This window comes from Bacteroides sp. MSSM.1001136sp1_RTP21357st2_D2_RTP21359_211015 (assembly GCF_040913205.1).
Taxonomy (GTDB): domain Bacteria; phylum Bacteroidota; class Bacteroidia; order Bacteroidales; family Bacteroidaceae; genus Bacteroides; species Bacteroides ovatus.
This window is the reverse complement of record NZ_JBDFVF010000027.1, coordinates 82,787-99,033: the sequence shown is the minus strand read 5'-3', so window position 1 is coordinate 99,033 and position 16,247 is coordinate 82,787. Positions and strand designations below refer to the sequence as shown.

11 protein-coding genes are annotated in these 16,247 nt (G+C 39.9%); 8 read left to right on the top strand and 3 right to left on the bottom strand.

Annotation, left to right across the window (positions count from 1 at the left end):
* Positions 1-194: 194 nt before the first annotated feature.
* The 8 genes from AB5217_RS17365 to AB5217_RS17330 are packed head-to-tail and all read left to right on the top strand — an operon-like array spanning position 195 to position 11,431.
* Complete coding sequence (locus AB5217_RS17365) at positions 195-1,073, top strand: RagB/SusD family nutrient uptake outer membrane protein (RefSeq protein ID WP_368112881.1); 879 nt, start codon at positions 195-197, stop codon at positions 1,071-1,073.
* 59 nt (positions 1,074-1,132) lie between these two features.
* On the top strand, positions 1,133-3,097 hold the full coding sequence (locus AB5217_RS17360; RefSeq protein WP_032844213.1) for an ADP-ribosylglycohydrolase family protein: 1,965 nt from the start codon (positions 1,133-1,135) through the stop codon (positions 3,095-3,097).
* Positions 3,098-3,109: 12 nt separating this feature from the next.
* The gene (locus AB5217_RS17355) at positions 3,110-4,717 is read left to right on the top strand and encodes an ADP-ribosylglycohydrolase family protein (protein WP_032844214.1); all 1,608 of its coding nucleotides are present in this window, start codon (positions 3,110-3,112) and stop codon (positions 4,715-4,717) included.
* 6 nt (positions 4,718-4,723) lie between these two features.
* Positions 4,724-6,271: an ADP-ribosylglycohydrolase family protein gene (locus AB5217_RS17350; protein WP_032844215.1), complete on the top strand. Its 1,548-nt coding sequence runs from the start codon at positions 4,724-4,726 to the stop codon at positions 6,269-6,271.
* A gap of 12 nt (positions 6,272-6,283) precedes the next feature.
* Positions 6,284-7,882 (top strand): alpha/beta hydrolase, encoded by a 1,599-nt coding sequence (locus tag AB5217_RS17345; protein WP_032844216.1) that lies wholly within the window; start codon positions 6,284-6,286, stop codon positions 7,880-7,882.
* A gap of 1 nt (position 7,883) precedes the next feature.
* Positions 7,884-9,404, top strand: coding sequence for an alpha/beta hydrolase (locus tag AB5217_RS17340; RefSeq protein ID WP_032844217.1), 1,521 nt, complete (start codon positions 7,884-7,886; stop codon positions 9,402-9,404).
* A gap of 18 nt (positions 9,405-9,422) precedes the next feature.
* A complete protein-coding gene (locus AB5217_RS17335) occupies positions 9,423-10,430 on the top strand; it encodes a GRP family sugar transporter (RefSeq protein WP_008642584.1) in 1,008 nt (335 codons plus the stop codon).
* 23 nt (positions 10,431-10,453) lie between these two features.
* The gene (locus AB5217_RS17330; RefSeq protein WP_004296463.1) at positions 10,454-11,431 is read left to right on the top strand and encodes a fibronectin type III domain-containing protein; all 978 of its coding nucleotides are present in this window, start codon (positions 10,454-10,456) and stop codon (positions 11,429-11,431) included.
* Positions 11,432-11,511: 80 nt separating this feature from the next.
* Here AB5217_RS17330 and AB5217_RS17325 read toward each other — a convergent pair whose 3' ends face one another.
* From AB5217_RS17325 to AB5217_RS17315, 3 genes are all read right to left on the bottom strand, one after another.
* Positions 11,512-13,338, bottom strand: a complete 1,827-nt coding sequence (locus AB5217_RS17325; RefSeq protein WP_368112880.1) for an endonuclease/exonuclease/phosphatase family protein — start codon at positions 13,336-13,338, stop codon at positions 11,512-11,514.
* A 172-nt stretch (positions 13,339-13,510) separates the two neighbouring features.
* Positions 13,511-14,494, bottom strand: a complete 984-nt coding sequence (locus AB5217_RS17320; protein ID WP_368112879.1) for a glycosyl hydrolase family 18 protein — start codon at positions 14,492-14,494, stop codon at positions 13,511-13,513.
* A gap of 60 nt (positions 14,495-14,554) precedes the next feature.
* Positions 14,555-16,228 carry a BACON domain-containing protein gene (locus AB5217_RS17315; RefSeq protein ID WP_004323859.1) on the bottom strand — a complete coding sequence of 558 codons (1,674 nt, stop codon included), beginning with the start codon at positions 16,226-16,228 and terminating at the stop codon, positions 14,555-14,557.
* Between the last annotated feature and the right edge of the window lie 19 nt (positions 16,229-16,247).

The following is a 16,247-nucleotide window of genomic DNA, read 5'->3' as shown; positions in this document are numbered from 1 at the left end:
TAGTGTTTCCGAACCGACTTTTGCCGGTTTTATTGTTTAACTTTTAATTTTTCGGTAAAAATTTACCGAAGTATTGTATTTTCAACTATCTGGAAAAAGAAATTAATGACAATATCGAGTTCCTAGACAGGGAGCCTTCAGATACTAATTATGGACGGGTCACACAAGCTGCCGCTTATTGTATTCTTGCGAAAATGTATCTGAATGCAGAAGCATGGTTCGGTACTCCAATGTATGACAAAGCAGAGAAAGCCTGTAAAGACATTATGGATATAGGTGCTTACAGCATTGAAGACTCTTATTCCACTAATTTTGATATTAAAAATGAAGATTCTAAGGAGAACATCTTTGTAATCCTGTATGACAGAGTATATACTAGCGGTGACAGTAACTCATTTTATCTGCATACGCTAACACTGGAAGCTGCATCACAAGCAACATTTAATATTCCGGCAGCTCCATGGTCGGGTTTTCTCTGCCAACCGGACTTTTTCCAAACATACGCAGAACAAGATCTTCGCAGAAGTCAGAGCTGGTTATACGGTCCTCAAGTAGACCTAAGCGGAAAGGATCTTGGTTTCGAATATACTCCTGTCTTCCCCGAAGAAAAATATTACAATAGCAACGGAGGACGTGGTACATACGACGGTGCACGCTGCTGGAAATGGCATTACCAGACTGATGGTTCTTTAAAAGAATATACAGTTAGTATGGACAACGACTTTGCCATCTTCCGTTATGCCGATGTTGTATTAATGTATGTAGAGGCTTTGGTACGACAAAACAGAACAAGTGAGGCCATCCAACTGGCAGACTTCAAGAAGATTCGTACAAGAGCAGGGCTTGATGCATATACTACAAGCCAATTGACGATTGATGAACTTTATGCAGAACGAGGCAGAGAACTGGCATGGGAAGGATGGCGCCATGAAGATATGATACGTTTCGGAAAATATCTGAAAAAATATTGGGCACACCCTGACCAAAGTTCAGAAACTTTTAGAAATGTATTTCCAATTCCTACGGATATTTTAAATGCAAATCCAAAATTATCTCAAAACAAAGATTATTAACCACAATTGGAAGGTTCACATAGAAAAGTGTACCTTCCAACAAATCAACCCTGATAAGTATGAAAAAACCAATCATCTTTTTACTTGTTTTAATTACTAACATCTTATTTATCTCTGCACAGAAGATTTCAAAGACAGAGTTAAAAGACAAAATAGCCGGAGCTTGGATCGGGCAAATGGTAGGAAACATATATGGACTTCCTTTTGAGAACAAGTTTGTAGATGAACCTGCCCCGGAATCCAGATTTCCATTCGGTTACACTAAAAACATAGATAAATTGCAGAAGTATAACGGTGCATTCTCTGATGACGATACTGATGTTGAGTATATCTACTTACTATTAATGGAGAAATATGGTGTAGAACCTACTTATGCCAATATGCGCGAAGGATGGATGTATCATATCCGTGACCGTGTATGGCTAGCCAATAGGGCTGCACTCGGATTAATGCATCTTGGATTCACCCCTCCGTTCACCGGTGACGAAAATCTGAATCCCCACTGGTATCAGATCGACCCTCAATTGATTAACGAGATATGGGCGTATACAGCACCGGGAATGATTTCGTATGCTGCAGGAAAAAGTGATTGGGCGGCCCGTATCACAAGCGATTCGTGGGCGGTATCTCCCACTGTTCTATACGGTGCAATGTACGCTGACGCCTTTTTCTGCCAGGATATCCGCAAGCTTATTACACGCGCTTTAAAAGAATTGCCAGCTGATGACAGATATGCGATAGCTGTAAAAGAGATGATTGCTTTATATGACAAATATCCTAAAGATTGGGTAAAAGCACGTCAAATCATGGCTAAAAAATATTACATAGATGAACCAGCCATGACAAAAACAATCTGGAATGCTAATCTGAACGGATTATGCGGGATTTTGGCTATGTTGTATGGCGAAGGAGATTTCCAACGGACATTGGATTTAAGCTGTGCAATGGGATTTGACTGCGACAATCAGGCAGCCACTATCTCCGGACTTCTAGGAGTAATGTATGGTGCAAAGTCTCTTCCCGAAAGTTTGACTAAACCTATCGAAGGATGGGAAAAACCCTTCAACGACCGGTATATCAATATCACCAGGTTTGATATGCCCGATGCTTCCATTGAAGACATGATTGAACGTACTTACAACAAAGCAATCGAACTGGTTTGTGCCAAAGGAGGAAAAGTAAAGGGTGATATGGTATATGTTAACCCCAAAGCACAATTCATCCCCCCTATGGAATTCTGTATCGGTCCGAATCCGGACTTGGAAATCGGACAGCCTACCGATTACTCATTTGCCTGCAGAACAAACGCTGATTTCAAATGGGAACTGGTAAAAGGTAAACTTCCGGTAGGAGTTACATTCCAAAACGGTAAACTGGCAGGAACTCCTACAGAAGCCGGCAAATATCCAATTACCCTTCAATTAAGCGCAAATAACAAGAACTCAATTACTAAAGACTTTGAGTTATTGGTTAAAACCAAGAATATAGCCCCCAAGGCTGACACTATTTACGCAAATATTCGCAAACTAAACGAAGAAGTACTCGATTCTTGCTGGATTACCTTTGGAAAACCGATGTACGCAACAAATGTAGAAGTAATTAATGACGGAGTCAAAGATGGCGTAGGATCTGTATTTTATTCATTAGCGGCCAAAAGTAATCTGCCTAAAATAGACTATTTCGGATACGGTTGGAAAGAAGAGCATAACATCAATATGCTTGTTTTAGATATGGGCTGTCTGGAAGAGTTCGGAGGATGGTTTACTTCTCTAAACATTCAATATCTTGGAAATGACGGACATTGGTATGACGTAGGTAAATTCAAATCAACTCCGGCACTTCCCGAAACCGATATTGTATTTTTCCAACCTCCGTTTGCACAATATGTTTTGGAATTCCCGGCAGTAGAAACCAAGGGAATACGCGTACTAATGGATGCAAAAGTGCAGGAACACTGGCATAAATACACAAAGAATGTATCATCATTCATCTCTATCACCGAGTTGGGAGTTTATGAGAAATAAAGGAGGAGAAAAATGAGGAAAATAATTACGATATGTATTATAGGGCTTTTTGCTCTCAACGTACAAGCCCAGCCTGTAAAAACTTTAAAGTTATCTGATAAAGAACTTTTAGATAAGATTAAAGGAGGATGGGCCGGACAAACCATTGGTGTTGTTTTCGGAGCACCTACAGAGTTTAAGTTCACGGGAACTTATATTCAAGATTACCAGCCAATCCCCTGGGCGGAAGGTTACGTAAAATATTGGTGGGAAAAGAAGCCCGGATTGTTCGATGATATTTATAACGATTGCACGTTTGTTGAGGCATTTGATGAACTTGGCCTGGATTGTTCACAAGAAGAACTTGCCAAAAGATTTGCATTCGCTGATTATCATTTGGCCCATGCTAACCAAGCAGGCAGATATAATATCCGCCAAGGTATCATGCCACCGGCTTCCGGTCATTGGTTGAATAACCCACATGCAGACGATCTGGATTTCCAGATCGAAGCAGACTTCATTGGTCTGATGGCTCCGGCAATGCTGCCGGAAGCATTGGATATCGCCTCCAGAGTAGGCCACATTATGAATAGCGGTGACGGTTTTTATGGCGGTGCTTTCGTAGCAGCTCTTTATAGCTCCGCTTTCTATGAAAAAAGTCCTGAAGCGATTCTAAAAACCGCAATCTTTGCCATACCTGAAAAGAGTACATTCCATCAATGTATTCAGGATGTAATCAATTTCCATTCTTTGCACCCGGACAACTGGAAAGATTGCTGGTACTTCCTGCAAGAAAAATGGAACTGCGATGTAGGATGTCCCAAAGGCGTATTTCTAAACTTTAATATTGACGCCAAGCTCAATTCCGCTTTCGTAGCATTAGCTATGCTCTACGGTAAAGGAGACTTCACCAACTCTATCGATATTGCAACACGCTGCGGACAAGATTCTGACTGTAATCCGTCTACAGTCGGCGGTGTACTCGGCGTCATGTATGGGTATGATAAAATCCCTTCATTCTGGTTAAACCCTTTGAAAGAAGTAGAAGACTTTACATTTGAAGGAACGAATATGTCGTTGGCAAAAGCATACCAAATGAGTTTCGATCAAGCTAAACAACTCATAGTCAAAACAGGTGGAAAAGTATCTGGTGGGGAGATAGAAATTCCAATCAAAAAGGCGGATGTACTTCCTTTAGAACAAAATTTCGAAAACACCTATCCACTTTATAGAGAACGCAAAGACTGCTTCCTGACAGATACATTTGAATTTGATTTCAATGGTAACGGATTTGTTATCTGGGGCAACATTTGCTGCACAAGAAGTATTACTCCCGATTATATCAATCGTGTATCTACACGCCACATCGGTTCCGAGGTGTTCGGATTGGCAGAGCCCAATGACCCTTACGTTGCTAAAGTGGAAATATGGATTGACGGAGAACTGGACCATGTAGCAGCTTTACCCATGAGAAACACAGACCGCAAAGTAGAACCAGCCTGGAAATACCTCATGAAAGAAGGAAGACACCACGTTAAAATGAAATGGTTGAACCGCAAAAAAGACTACATTATTCGTATCAACGACATAATGTATTATTCAGAGAAAAAAGAACATGATAGATTTTACTTTAATAAATAAGTTAAGATGAAAAAAGTCCTGATTAACATCATTCTACTATTTACCTTTTCCATATCGGGAATGGCACAAATAGAATATGGAAAAACAGTTGAAATAAGTAAAGAGGTACTGCTCGACAAAATTAAAGGAGGCTGGGCCGGACAAACCATAGGATGCACCTATGGCGGTCCTACAGAATTTAAATACAGAGGAGCGATCATTCATGAGAAAACTCCAATAATCTGGTATGATGACTATTGCAAGGACATCTTTGCAGAAGATCCGGGATTGTATGATGATGTATATATGGATCTTACCTTTCTGGAAGTAATGCAAAAAGAAGGGATAAATGCCCCTGCCGAATCATTTGCCAAAGCCTTTGCAAACGCAGATTACAAATTATGGCATGCCAACCAGGCAGCCAGATATAACATATTGCACGGTATTATGCCACCAGCATCGGGACATTGGAAAAATAATCCGCACGCTGACGATATTGATTTCCAGATTGAAGCAGACTTCATTGGAATGATATGTCCGGGGATGGTAAATACCGCCTCCGATTTTTCGGACAAGATAGGGCATATCATGAACTACGGCGACGGATGGTATGGAGGTGTATACATGGGAGCAATGTATGCATTAGCTTACGTAAATAACGACATTTATACAATTGTCACGGAAGCTCTTAAAACAATACCCGAACAAAGTAAATTTCACCGTTGCATCACAGACGTTATTAAATATTGGAAACAATATCCCGATGACTGGCGTAAATGCTGGCTGGAAATAGAAAACCGCCATGCTTTTGAGATTGGCTGCCCGGAAGGGGTATTCAATGCATTTAACATTGACGCCACTATCAATGCGGCTTACTGTGTGATGGGACTTTTATATGGCAACGGCGACTTTTTCAAAACAATGGATATAGCCACTCGTTGCGGACAAGATTCCGACTGTAACCCGGCAACTGCCGCAGGAATTCTTGGAGTGATACAAGGCTACAAGGCTATCCCCGAATATTGGAAACCGGCACTCGAAAGATGCGAAAACATCAAATTCCCCTACACAGATATTTCTTTAAGTTCTGTTTACGATATTAATCTCAAACTATTGAGTGACGTGCTAAAAGCAAACGGAGGAAAAGTAAAAGGAGATAAATACTATACTACAATTCAAAAGCCAAAGACCGTAGCATGGGAAGTTTCTTTTGAAGGCTTATATCCTTCTGAAAGAAGAGTTATTAAATATGATCTCGGTACAGAAAAAACATTTGAGTTCAATGGCAAGGGAGTTGTTTTAATGGGGATGATCAGACAAGATGTTAAAGATAGTAATGACAATTACATCGCCATCTTGGAGGCCTACATTGACGGCAAGAAAGTAGAAACCATAGAAATGCCTTATGACTACATAAAAAGAAAGTATGACATTTTCTATAATTATGATTTAGAGGAAGGACCTCACAAACTGGTTATTAAATGGATTAATCCAAATGAAAAATATGCCGTTCAATGTAAAGACATGGTGGTTTATTCATCCACACCGGCAGAGCCAATCAATCCTTATAAATAAAAGAGAGAAGCCATGAATAGAAAACTACTCCTATTATTAGCCTTATTATTATTTTCCTACGGATTGTCATCATGTTCGTCTGATGATAACAGTCCGTCCGAAAGCGAACAGACCGAGACACCGGAACTGTTTACCAAACGCTATAATCCCGATCAAAGTTTTTACAGCAAAATATTAGGACAAGAAATCAAATATTCCGTATTACTGCCTCAAGAGTATCTATCGGAAAGTACGGGTAAATATGGAGTAGTTTTCCTTCTACATGGCTGGGGAGGAAACCAAAGTTCATGGGGACCTTCAGGTCTGAATATTCAAAGCATAGCTGATGCGCAAACCAGCAATGGTAGTATTCGCCCATTGATCTACATCATGCCGGAAGGTTTCAACACTTATTTTTGCAACCGCTATGACGGAAAGTTCAACTATATGGATATGTTCATTAATGAACTCGTACCCCTGATTGATAAGCGGTTCCGAACAACAGCCAGTAAGACGGAAAGAGCTGTTGCCGGATTCTCTATGGGAGGTTTCGGGGCATTAAGTATAGCATCGCAACATCCTGAAACATTCTCGGTATCAATAGGATTAAGTCCCTCTCTAAATACAGATGAACAATACATCTCTTTGTCACAAGACGGTTGGAATCTTCAATGGGGAAACAACTTCGGAGGAAGCGGCCAGACAGGAACAGGCAGGCTGACAAGCTATTATAAAAGCCAATGTCCGCTACACTTTTTCAAGGATAAACCAAGTTCCACATTTCAAACAGTACGGTATTACATAGACTGCGGTGATGATGAAGAAAGACTATATGCAGGAAACGGTGAATTACATACTCTATTATGGGACAAAAATATCAAGCACGAATATCGTGTACGGAACGGTGCCCACACTGACAGTTATTGGCGTGAATCCATGAAAGAGGCACTGCCTTTTATCGAACGTTCATTCAAAGGAGAAAACTATCCGCAGGAAACTCTGAAAAAATTCACAGAAGAATTACATGCTACTAATAAAAACATAAAAGTAGGTAATTCCAATATCGAACTATGGTTACCGGATGACTACAATTCCGAACTAACTTACAAAGTTCTTTATTACAGCAAAGGAGAAGGTAATATTGATCTTACAACAAAGAAGGTGGCAGTGGCATTAGATTCTCTTATGCAAATCAAACGTATGATAATCGCAGGTTTTAATGTGAAAGAAATGATTCTAAATGAAACAAATTTTTCAGCTATTACCGATGCTGTGGAAAAGACGGTTCATACGGAAAGCAATGCAGATTTCAGATTAGGATTAACCTACGGTTCAGAAGCTGATTACTTATACAATCAGTCAACAGGCAATGCCCCTGCTATCAACTTTTTCTTTGCAGAAGACGCAGATTTTATCAACCTTTCTGCCGAGAATCGTGCCAAAATCTATTATTTGGACATAACAGACGAAGGCAGCAACTACAATAGCATCTTTACTCTGTTCAATGGATTGCGAGGTGCAGAAGCTCCGGTGCAATATCGTGTCAGAAACGGACTGGATAGTGAACAGTCCGCCCAAACAGGTATTTATTCAATGAGTTATTATATTGGTGAACAGTTAATAAAGAAATAATATGAAGAAGATACTGTTATATATTATCCTATTTCTATCAGGTATAGATGGAGCTTGGGCACTTCCCATAGAAAAAGAAGGGATGAGTATTTACAGTCCGTCCCTAAAGCAAGAAGTCTCCTACTCCATTATCTTACCGGAAGGTTATGAACATTCAGAAACAGAATATCCAGTCTTATACATGTTTCATGGAATAGGAGGTGATTATACCAGTTGGCTCGAATACGGCAACGTTGCCCGTGTAATGGATAAAATGATAAAAGAAGGAAAGATTCAACCTTTCATTATGGTTATTCCTGACGGTTACCTGTCTTATTACAGTGACACTTATGATGGCAGTTCCCTTTATGAAACTTTCTTTATCAAAGAACTGGTTCCATATATAGATAACAACTATCGTACTCGCAAGGATATTAATGGACGCTCGATCATTGGTTTCTCTATGGGAGGATTCGGAGCATTATCCGTTAGTTTGCGCAACCGCCACTTATTCGGCTCTGTCGTTGCGTTATCGCCATCCATCCGTACAGAAAAACAATACATGGAAGAAGGGCCACAAAAAGGATGGGACAATCAATGGGGACGGATTTTCGGAGGAGTGGGAAAGAATGGTAACCAGCGCCTAACCAGTTACTATAAGCAACATTCACCCTACCACATTCTTTCCACCCTCCGCAATCCCGATTTAAAAGGATTTGGCATCATGCTAGATATTGGAGATAAAGAAGGTACTCTTTGCGAAAGTAATGAAGAACTGCACCGATTATTACTGGAAAGACAAATACCTCATGAATGGGAAGTACGTTCAGGAGGACATGATTTCACCTGCTGGAATACTGCACTGCCCAAAGCATTCAGATTCATAAACGAATATTTCAATGGGAAGCAGTCAGGAAATAGTGAGAGTAGTCTTCCGAATGAGACTCCGTTTATCCAAACAGCCAATGCAACGGTCTATTATCCGGAACAGGCTCAAGGAAGCACAAGAAAATATCCTATTATCTATGTACAGGGAGAAATCAACGAACAACAGCAAAAGGTTCTCGTCAGTCAGTTTTATCAAATGGTAGATGAGAATAAAACATGGCCTGCTGTTCTTTGTTTCGTAAAAGCTAACACAGACCTGTCAGAAACAATTTCTGATATAGAAAAGCAACTCTCCGGCATCAGAGGTTCCCAACGTATGCGGGCTTTAATCACTTTGGGAGATAATATTAAAGAAGGTATAGAAGCTATTCAGAGAGAAAATTTGTTTACCGGCATAGTCTGTGTAAATGCCATCGGCAACGAGAATGATGCTCAAAATTTTATAAAAGCAGTCAACTCTCACAAAAGATATCCCAGATGCTGGATGGAGATACTACCCGAATCAAAAGAATATGGTTTTAGTAGTAATATACATATCCTTTTGAAAGAATCGGACCTGGAACATGAGTTCCGGTCAAGAAAATGTAAGGAAGCCAATGTTTTCACTTATTGGGAAGATTGGATACTATATTTAAATAACAGAATTCATGTTTAACAATTAAATACTAATAGTATGTTCACAGTAAACAGTTATTTATTGGCAGTTATATTCTGCATCGTAACCATGATTTGTTGGGGTTCCTGGGGTAATACCCAAAAACTAGTTTCCAAAAATTGGCGTTATGAACTTTTTTATTGGGATTATGTGATTGGAATGGTATTGTTCACCATCTTGCTAGGCTTCACTATGGGTAGTCATGGAGATACCGGACGTTCATTCCTGGAAGATCTGGGACAAGCATCAGGAGACAGCATTGGTTGGGTTATCTTGGGGGGCGTAATATTTAATGCTTCAAACATTCTTCTTTCAGCGTCTATTTCCTTGGCTGGTATGTCTGTAGCTTTTCCTTTAGGAGTTGGCATTGCATTGGTATTAGGGGTAATCGTCAATTATCTGGGAATTCCAACTGGTAATCCTTTGCTTTTATTTGGCGGTGTAGCTCTCATTGTTATTGCTATCATTTGCAATGGAGTGGCTTCCGGAAAAATGCAAAAGGGAGAAGAAAGCAGGAAAAACAACAAAAAGGGAATTATCATTGCATTAATTGCCGGTGTACTGATGTCTTTGTTCTACAGGTTCGTAGTGAAAGGTATGGACGTAGAAAACTTCAATTCTCCTGCTATAGGAATGATGACTCCTTATTCTGCCATCTTTGTTTTTTCAATAGGCGTATTACTAAGCAATTTTGTTTTCAACACATTAGTAATGAAATATCCTTTTGTCGGAGAAAAAGTCAGCTACTCCGAATACTTTAAAGGAAACACGAAAACTCATATATGCGGAATGCTTGGTGGAGCGATATGGGGACTTGGTTCCGCGTTCAGCTATATCGCATCAGGAGAAGCTGGTCCGGCGGTATCTTATGCACTAGGACAAGGCGCACCACTTATTGCCGCTATTTGGGGAGTATTTATCTGGAAAGAATTTAAAGGTTCAACGAAATCTGTTAATCAACTACTGGCCTTGATGTTTATCTTCTTCCTGGTTGGTTTGGGAATGATAGTAGTTGCCGGAAACTAATTATTAACCTTAAATAGAACAACATGAAAAAGTATTTTTACTTATTAGCCATGCTGGCAGTAGTACTAGGTACGACTGCTTGCAGTGATGATGACAATCATCCCAGTACAAACATTCTGGATAAACCGGAAGTTACTGTTCCTGATGTAAAAGAGAGTTCTGCTGTTATTACATGGAAAGCCATAGGAAACGCAACAGCTTATATTTATAGCTTGAACAACGGTAGTGAACAAAGTACTGACCAAAATACAATTCAACTGACAGGTTTAGAGCCGGAAAAAAGTTATACATTCAAAGTAAAAGCTCAAAAAACCGGATCAATCTATTTTGAAGATTCAGACTATGCAGAAATCACTTTTACAACAACCTCTGAAGTAACAGTTTATCGGATAGCCACTTTTGCGGACGACTGGGATAAATGGTATTACGAATATAATGATAATGGTACTGTAAAACGTGTATACAGGTTATATGAAGGAGAATTGGATAGAGAATGGCTCTTTGCTTATGATGGAAATAATATCACAGTGACAGGTAAGAACGCATATAACATGACTTTAAATGACCAAGGTTATGTTGCAACTTTTGTAGATGGTTCCAACACTTACGAATATACTTATGATGAGAATGGCTACATGACCAAAGTTGAAAAGAATGGCAATATTGCATCTAACATCACCATAGAAAATGGAAATATTATGCAATGGACCAGATTTTCAGATGGAGTAGAGCAGTTTAAAGTTCAGACCTATTCTGCCGTGCCTAATGTGAGCGGAGCACATTGCATCTATGCGGAAAGCAGTGGAGCTAGTCGTTGGCTGGTTGAAACTGGTCTCTTTGGAAAAGCTTCGGCTAATTGCCATACGAGCAGTGGTTGGCAACATTCATCCAGTACAGCTACTTACACATTCGAATATGACGAGAACAGTTGTATCAAAGAGGAAAGCAAAAACTATGACGGATATATAGAGAATTTCTATTATACATATTTCTCCGAATAGCACTTTATGAAATAACTGATTCATGGAGGTGTGTCTAGAAGTCTGGCGCACCTCCATTTTTTATAAAGTTATTAGAGACTTTAGACTGTTATATCCAGTAAAACCTCTCCCCTTACATTCAGCACCTTAATCCTCAATTCATCGTTCTTCTTCTCCAGAATCATCACCGTAGCACTGTCCATCTTATATCCTCCACCAATAATAACCGGATAATTATTACCCAGTTCCCCTTTCGGATGGTAAGCGTATTTGTGAGTATGTGCATTCAGGCTCACATTGAAAGGTGCTTTTTCCAATAATTTAGTCCATAGATCTGCACAGAGATTCTTTCCATCATTACCATAAAGCGGAATATGATGAATAAGGACACGTTTCTTTGCTTTCTTGAATTCTTTGGCAGACAGCTCTTTTTTCAGAAAATCAACCTGTTCATTACGTAATTGGGTAAAATCGTTCAAGCCATAATATACCCAATGGTCGTCCGGTTTATCTTCTCCACAATCCAACATGACGATACGGGTGTCTCCCCAGTTAAAAGAGGCATAAGTTTTATCTCCCACATAATCAAAATGATCACGCAAACCGATAGAATAGACATTGCGGATTTCATGATTGCCACGCATAAAGAAAGTCGGTATGTGGTCGCCATACACTCCTTCGGTCAGTTCACTGATAAATGTGGTTGCCTGCTCGTGATCCACAGGATCATCCACACAGTCACCATTGAAAACAACAAAATCATACTTAACATCCTGTATTTGTTTACACAGAATGCGGAAAGTATTGGCATGTTGATGCAAATCATTAAAAACAATAGCGGTAAAAGACTCTGTATCAGCAACAGGAAGAGTAAATTCACTGAAGGTCGATTGTGCTGTATTTCCAAATACCTTTTTATATGCCTGATAAAGCAACATCTCTTGCGAACACACACGATAATAATATTTCTGTCCGGACTGCAAACCATCTATACGTATTTTATGCAGCTTGTTATTACAGACCACCTGACCGTCAACAATCATACGCGCACGTTCCAGCCGGGTAGTATCTGTGCCATATTCCACCCAGCAATAAGAAGGAACGGTTGTTTCCCACATCACAGTAATGCCATTACCCACAGGATTCTGCAAATAAGGTTTAGTACGGAATATCTTGTCTGCCTTTTCAGCGGTACGCAATTCCACAAGTATGGGACGATGGTCGGAAGCCATTGGCTCATTAACTACTCTCGCAGATATGACAGCAAATCCGGTAGCGTTTTGCTTTGACGCGGCAATATAATCAATGGTCTCTTTTGGATCGGGAGCAGGATAAGTATGCTTTTCCAGATTGGAGAGTATTTGAAAATCCTTTTGCAATTCTTTGATGAAATCGGATTCAGGTTCAGCATTCATATCCCCGGCTAGAAAAAGAGGCTTTTTATAGGAAGCAATCAATGACTTCACTATTTCCAAAGATTTCATACGGTCTTCTTCCGTTAATGACAGATGAGTACAACAATAAATATAATCCTCAAATTCTGCCAGAATCAAGGTACGGGCCTCTTCTCTACCAGGTAAAGGGATAGTTTGTAAACGTAGCGGAACTTGCTTTGTCAACAGTCCGATTCCATATTTACCTCCTTCAAACTCTATAGCAGGTGCAAAACAAGCATGCATTTGCGTACATTCAGCTATCTCACCCAGCACATATTTCTGTCCGCTCCGACGGGTCATACTGTCTACCTCTTGTATAGCCACAACATCAGGAGAAGCATTATTTATCACATTGGCTACCCGTTGAAAACTACAAATATCATCCATGCCGTTCGCATTTTTAATATTATAAGTCATCAGTCTCAATGTATGTTGAGCCTGTACTGGAAAAATAAATAGGATGACGGAAATGAGTAAAAAGATCTTTTTCATGTTCTTCATTTTTGGGGGTTATGTTAAGTTCCCCCAAAGGTAAGAAAAAAATAAAAAGCCACAAAGATATGGATTCATACCTTTGCGGCCTCTTATTGTTAAGAATAACTTTTCTCTAAATGGGGGGATGAGAATAAAGCTATATTATTTACAAGGTCGATTTATTATCTTATTATTTCTTTTGCCACTTTGCGGTAGTATCCCACATTTGCGGATCTACGCTATTAAAGTGCCAAAAACCGATTTGAGAGATCCCCAGTTCATCAGCTAGTTCAAGTAGCGCTTCCGTACTTCTGGCATCACTTGCATAAAACAGATGCCGATTACCATCAGTACCATCATACAGATACATGTTTACCTTTTCATAACATAACCAGGTAGGAGAAGGCAAAATTCCATTTATACTGTCAGGCACAGATTGGTAAACCTGCCTTCCTTTGATGTCACCAGTTACAGCATAATCATTTGCATAAGCAGGCAACGCCATCACTAATTTATCATTCGGAATGTGTTTCATCCAGAAAAGCATCGCCTCTTTAGTCCATAGATAATTAGACGTAGGTCCAATGCCCATACAATCATCTCTGTGCTTGAGCTCGGGCTTATCTATCCCAGGTGCAAAATACATATCGTAACACATCACTCTAACTAAGTCGCAAGTAGTATTCAAAACTGCCGGATCGTGAAACATCTTAGTTTCGTTATCCTGATACAAAGCCGGATAAAAACTAACGCAATGGCTTAATTTCTTTCCAACAGCATGGAGTTCTTTTGAAGCCAGTTTCAGGAATTCGGTATATGCATCCTGAATATCAGGGTTCAAATGTTCGAGATCAAGATCTATTCCATCATATCCGTTTGCATTGCAATCACTTACATACTTCTCAACAAGCGCCTTTCTTTTCTGTGGCGTATCAATCGTTTCTTCATTCCCACCTACAGCCTGATATACTTCGATATGATTCTGATGACATTCATCGATAAATGATTTCGGAGGATTCCCGAAAACGCTAATGGAACTAATAATCTCTTTCACTGGCTCTATATCCTTAAAAGAGCTTCCATCTATATAGACATACCAAGGAGCTACTTTCTTCTCCTGGGTGGTGGAAGAGAATGTTTCCTGCTTGCAGGAAACACTCGTCATTACCAACATTACACAGCATATAGCTGTTCCAATTATGCTTAAATACCTCACTGAATGTAAAGTAAACTGTTATTCTTCATCATAATTATACTTCTTATATTCTATATAGTCATATTTGACTGTATATGTCTTTGCAGTAGGCTTATCTCCTTGCCAGCCACCTCCATCAGCAAAGGTCATCATTGAGAATCCAAATTTAAACTGTGCCGGAGTATACCAAGTAGTAAATGTTTTCGCCACTTCACCATCTATAATCCATGCCGCCCAATATGCACCATCTGCATTAAGTCTAAGGTCAATAGTCAAAGTATGTTTACCCGGATCAATAGGTACCCCGTAAACTCCCATAGCTTCCGTATAACAACGTACCAGCATCTGACCTGGAACAGGAGGAACCGTACAAGCCGCACGATCATTTTCAGTACCCGAGAAAACAAACATAGAGAATGACCTTTCTTCAGCGTTAGTTGCAGCGATATTACCACCTGCCAACCATTTTTCACCTACCCCTACCAAAGGAACATCTATTTCCCATGTATATTTTCCAGCTCCCACTTCCGGACTATAAACGAAGTTATTCCCGTTAGATAGATTCAAACTTCCATCCGCAATCGTTCCTCCATTGTTAGTCCATCCAACAGGAACAAAACCAGCTTCCTCAAAGTCCCACTTCACTGTTGTTCCCTCTGGTTCGGGAGGAAGCTGACCTTCGATAATCGGCTTCATTGAATAATCATAAGGAACATATTCAAGATAATCAAATAAGGCATAATTTTCTTGAGTTGCCGCATGATCGCCCATACCATAAAGATTCTCGACACTAGATATAGCACGGAAATAAGCCTCTTCACCATAATCTAATTGTGCCCTCTTTAAAACTTTACCATCAACCGACCACTCCGCCAGATATTTCTTATTCTCTAACTTCAAATCCAAAACAAATGTATGCCAAGCATCCCCTTTAATAGGCGTGAATTCAGAGAAAAAAGGATTAGCCTGACTAGTCACAAGGCACAGCATATCATCTGGTCCGGCACTATGTGCTGCACGGTCTGCAGCTGTACCGGAACAAATTTCAAAATCCAATTCATGCCCATCATCAAAATATAAAAATGCTCCAATACTAGCCCGGTCATTCATTCCGAATTTAGGGACATATATCCTCCATTCATAACGACCTGATCCGAATTGCGTTGTTGTCTGCACCTTGAAACGGTCCCCATTAGTACCTTCATACTCTTCACCTGCCCGGGTATAGATTCTTAACGCTTTTCCATCTTCACATTCGTCATTATCTACGATAGTGATCGGATTGATCCCTGCCACAAGCCCCGTCTTTTGCAATCCAGTAAAGTCACCGTAATTATAAATGGTTCCTTTATAGCCATCCTGAATAACTGTGATGGTTCGAAGTTCAGCACCTTTCGCCGCTATGGTCAAGGTTGCACTGCGTTTTGGGCCGTTATTCTTATCAGCAGCAATTGTTAGCGTACCATTACCAGTTCCTTCCAAAGGAGAAACTGTAAGCCAATTACCACCTGCCTGATCCACTGCTACTTCCCAAGCTGCTTCTGACGTAATATCTACAGTCTGAACTTCAGTAGAGGAGACTCCGAATGTTAAAGCATTTGTGGAGATTCCGCATGCAACAATCTCTGTTTTCTCTTTGAAGCTATCACCGCATGATACTAAAGAGGCATTACATAATACACCTATTGCTAAATATAAATATCTTAGTTTCATAATGATTGTTTTTATTGTT

Coding starts and splice junctions, on each gene's coding strand:
- AB5217_RS17365 (WP_368112881.1), top strand. CDS start 195: ATGTATCTGAATGCAGAAGCATGGTTCGGTACTCCAATGTATGACAAA.
- AB5217_RS17360 (WP_032844213.1), top strand. CDS start 1,133: ATGAAAAAACCAATCATCTTTTTACTTGTTTTAATTACTAACATCTTA.
- AB5217_RS17355 (WP_032844214.1), top strand. CDS start 3,110: ATGAGGAAAATAATTACGATATGTATTATAGGGCTTTTTGCTCTCAAC.
- AB5217_RS17350 (WP_032844215.1), top strand. CDS start 4,724: ATGAAAAAAGTCCTGATTAACATCATTCTACTATTTACCTTTTCCATA.
- AB5217_RS17345 (WP_032844216.1), top strand. CDS start 6,284: ATGAATAGAAAACTACTCCTATTATTAGCCTTATTATTATTTTCCTAC.
- AB5217_RS17340 (WP_032844217.1), top strand. CDS start 7,884: ATGAAGAAGATACTGTTATATATTATCCTATTTCTATCAGGTATAGAT.
- AB5217_RS17335 (WP_008642584.1), top strand. CDS start 9,423: ATGTTCACAGTAAACAGTTATTTATTGGCAGTTATATTCTGCATCGTA.
- AB5217_RS17330 (WP_004296463.1), top strand. CDS start 10,454: ATGAAAAAGTATTTTTACTTATTAGCCATGCTGGCAGTAGTACTAGGT.
- AB5217_RS17325 (WP_368112880.1), bottom strand. CDS start 13,338: ATGAAAAAGATCTTTTTACTCATTTCCGTCATCCTATTTATTTTTCCA.
- AB5217_RS17320 (WP_368112879.1), bottom strand. CDS start 14,494: ATGTTGGTAATGACGAGTGTTTCCTGCAAGCAGGAAACATTCTCTTCC.
- AB5217_RS17315 (WP_004323859.1), bottom strand. CDS start 16,228: ATGAAACTAAGATATTTATATTTAGCAATAGGTGTATTATGTAATGCC.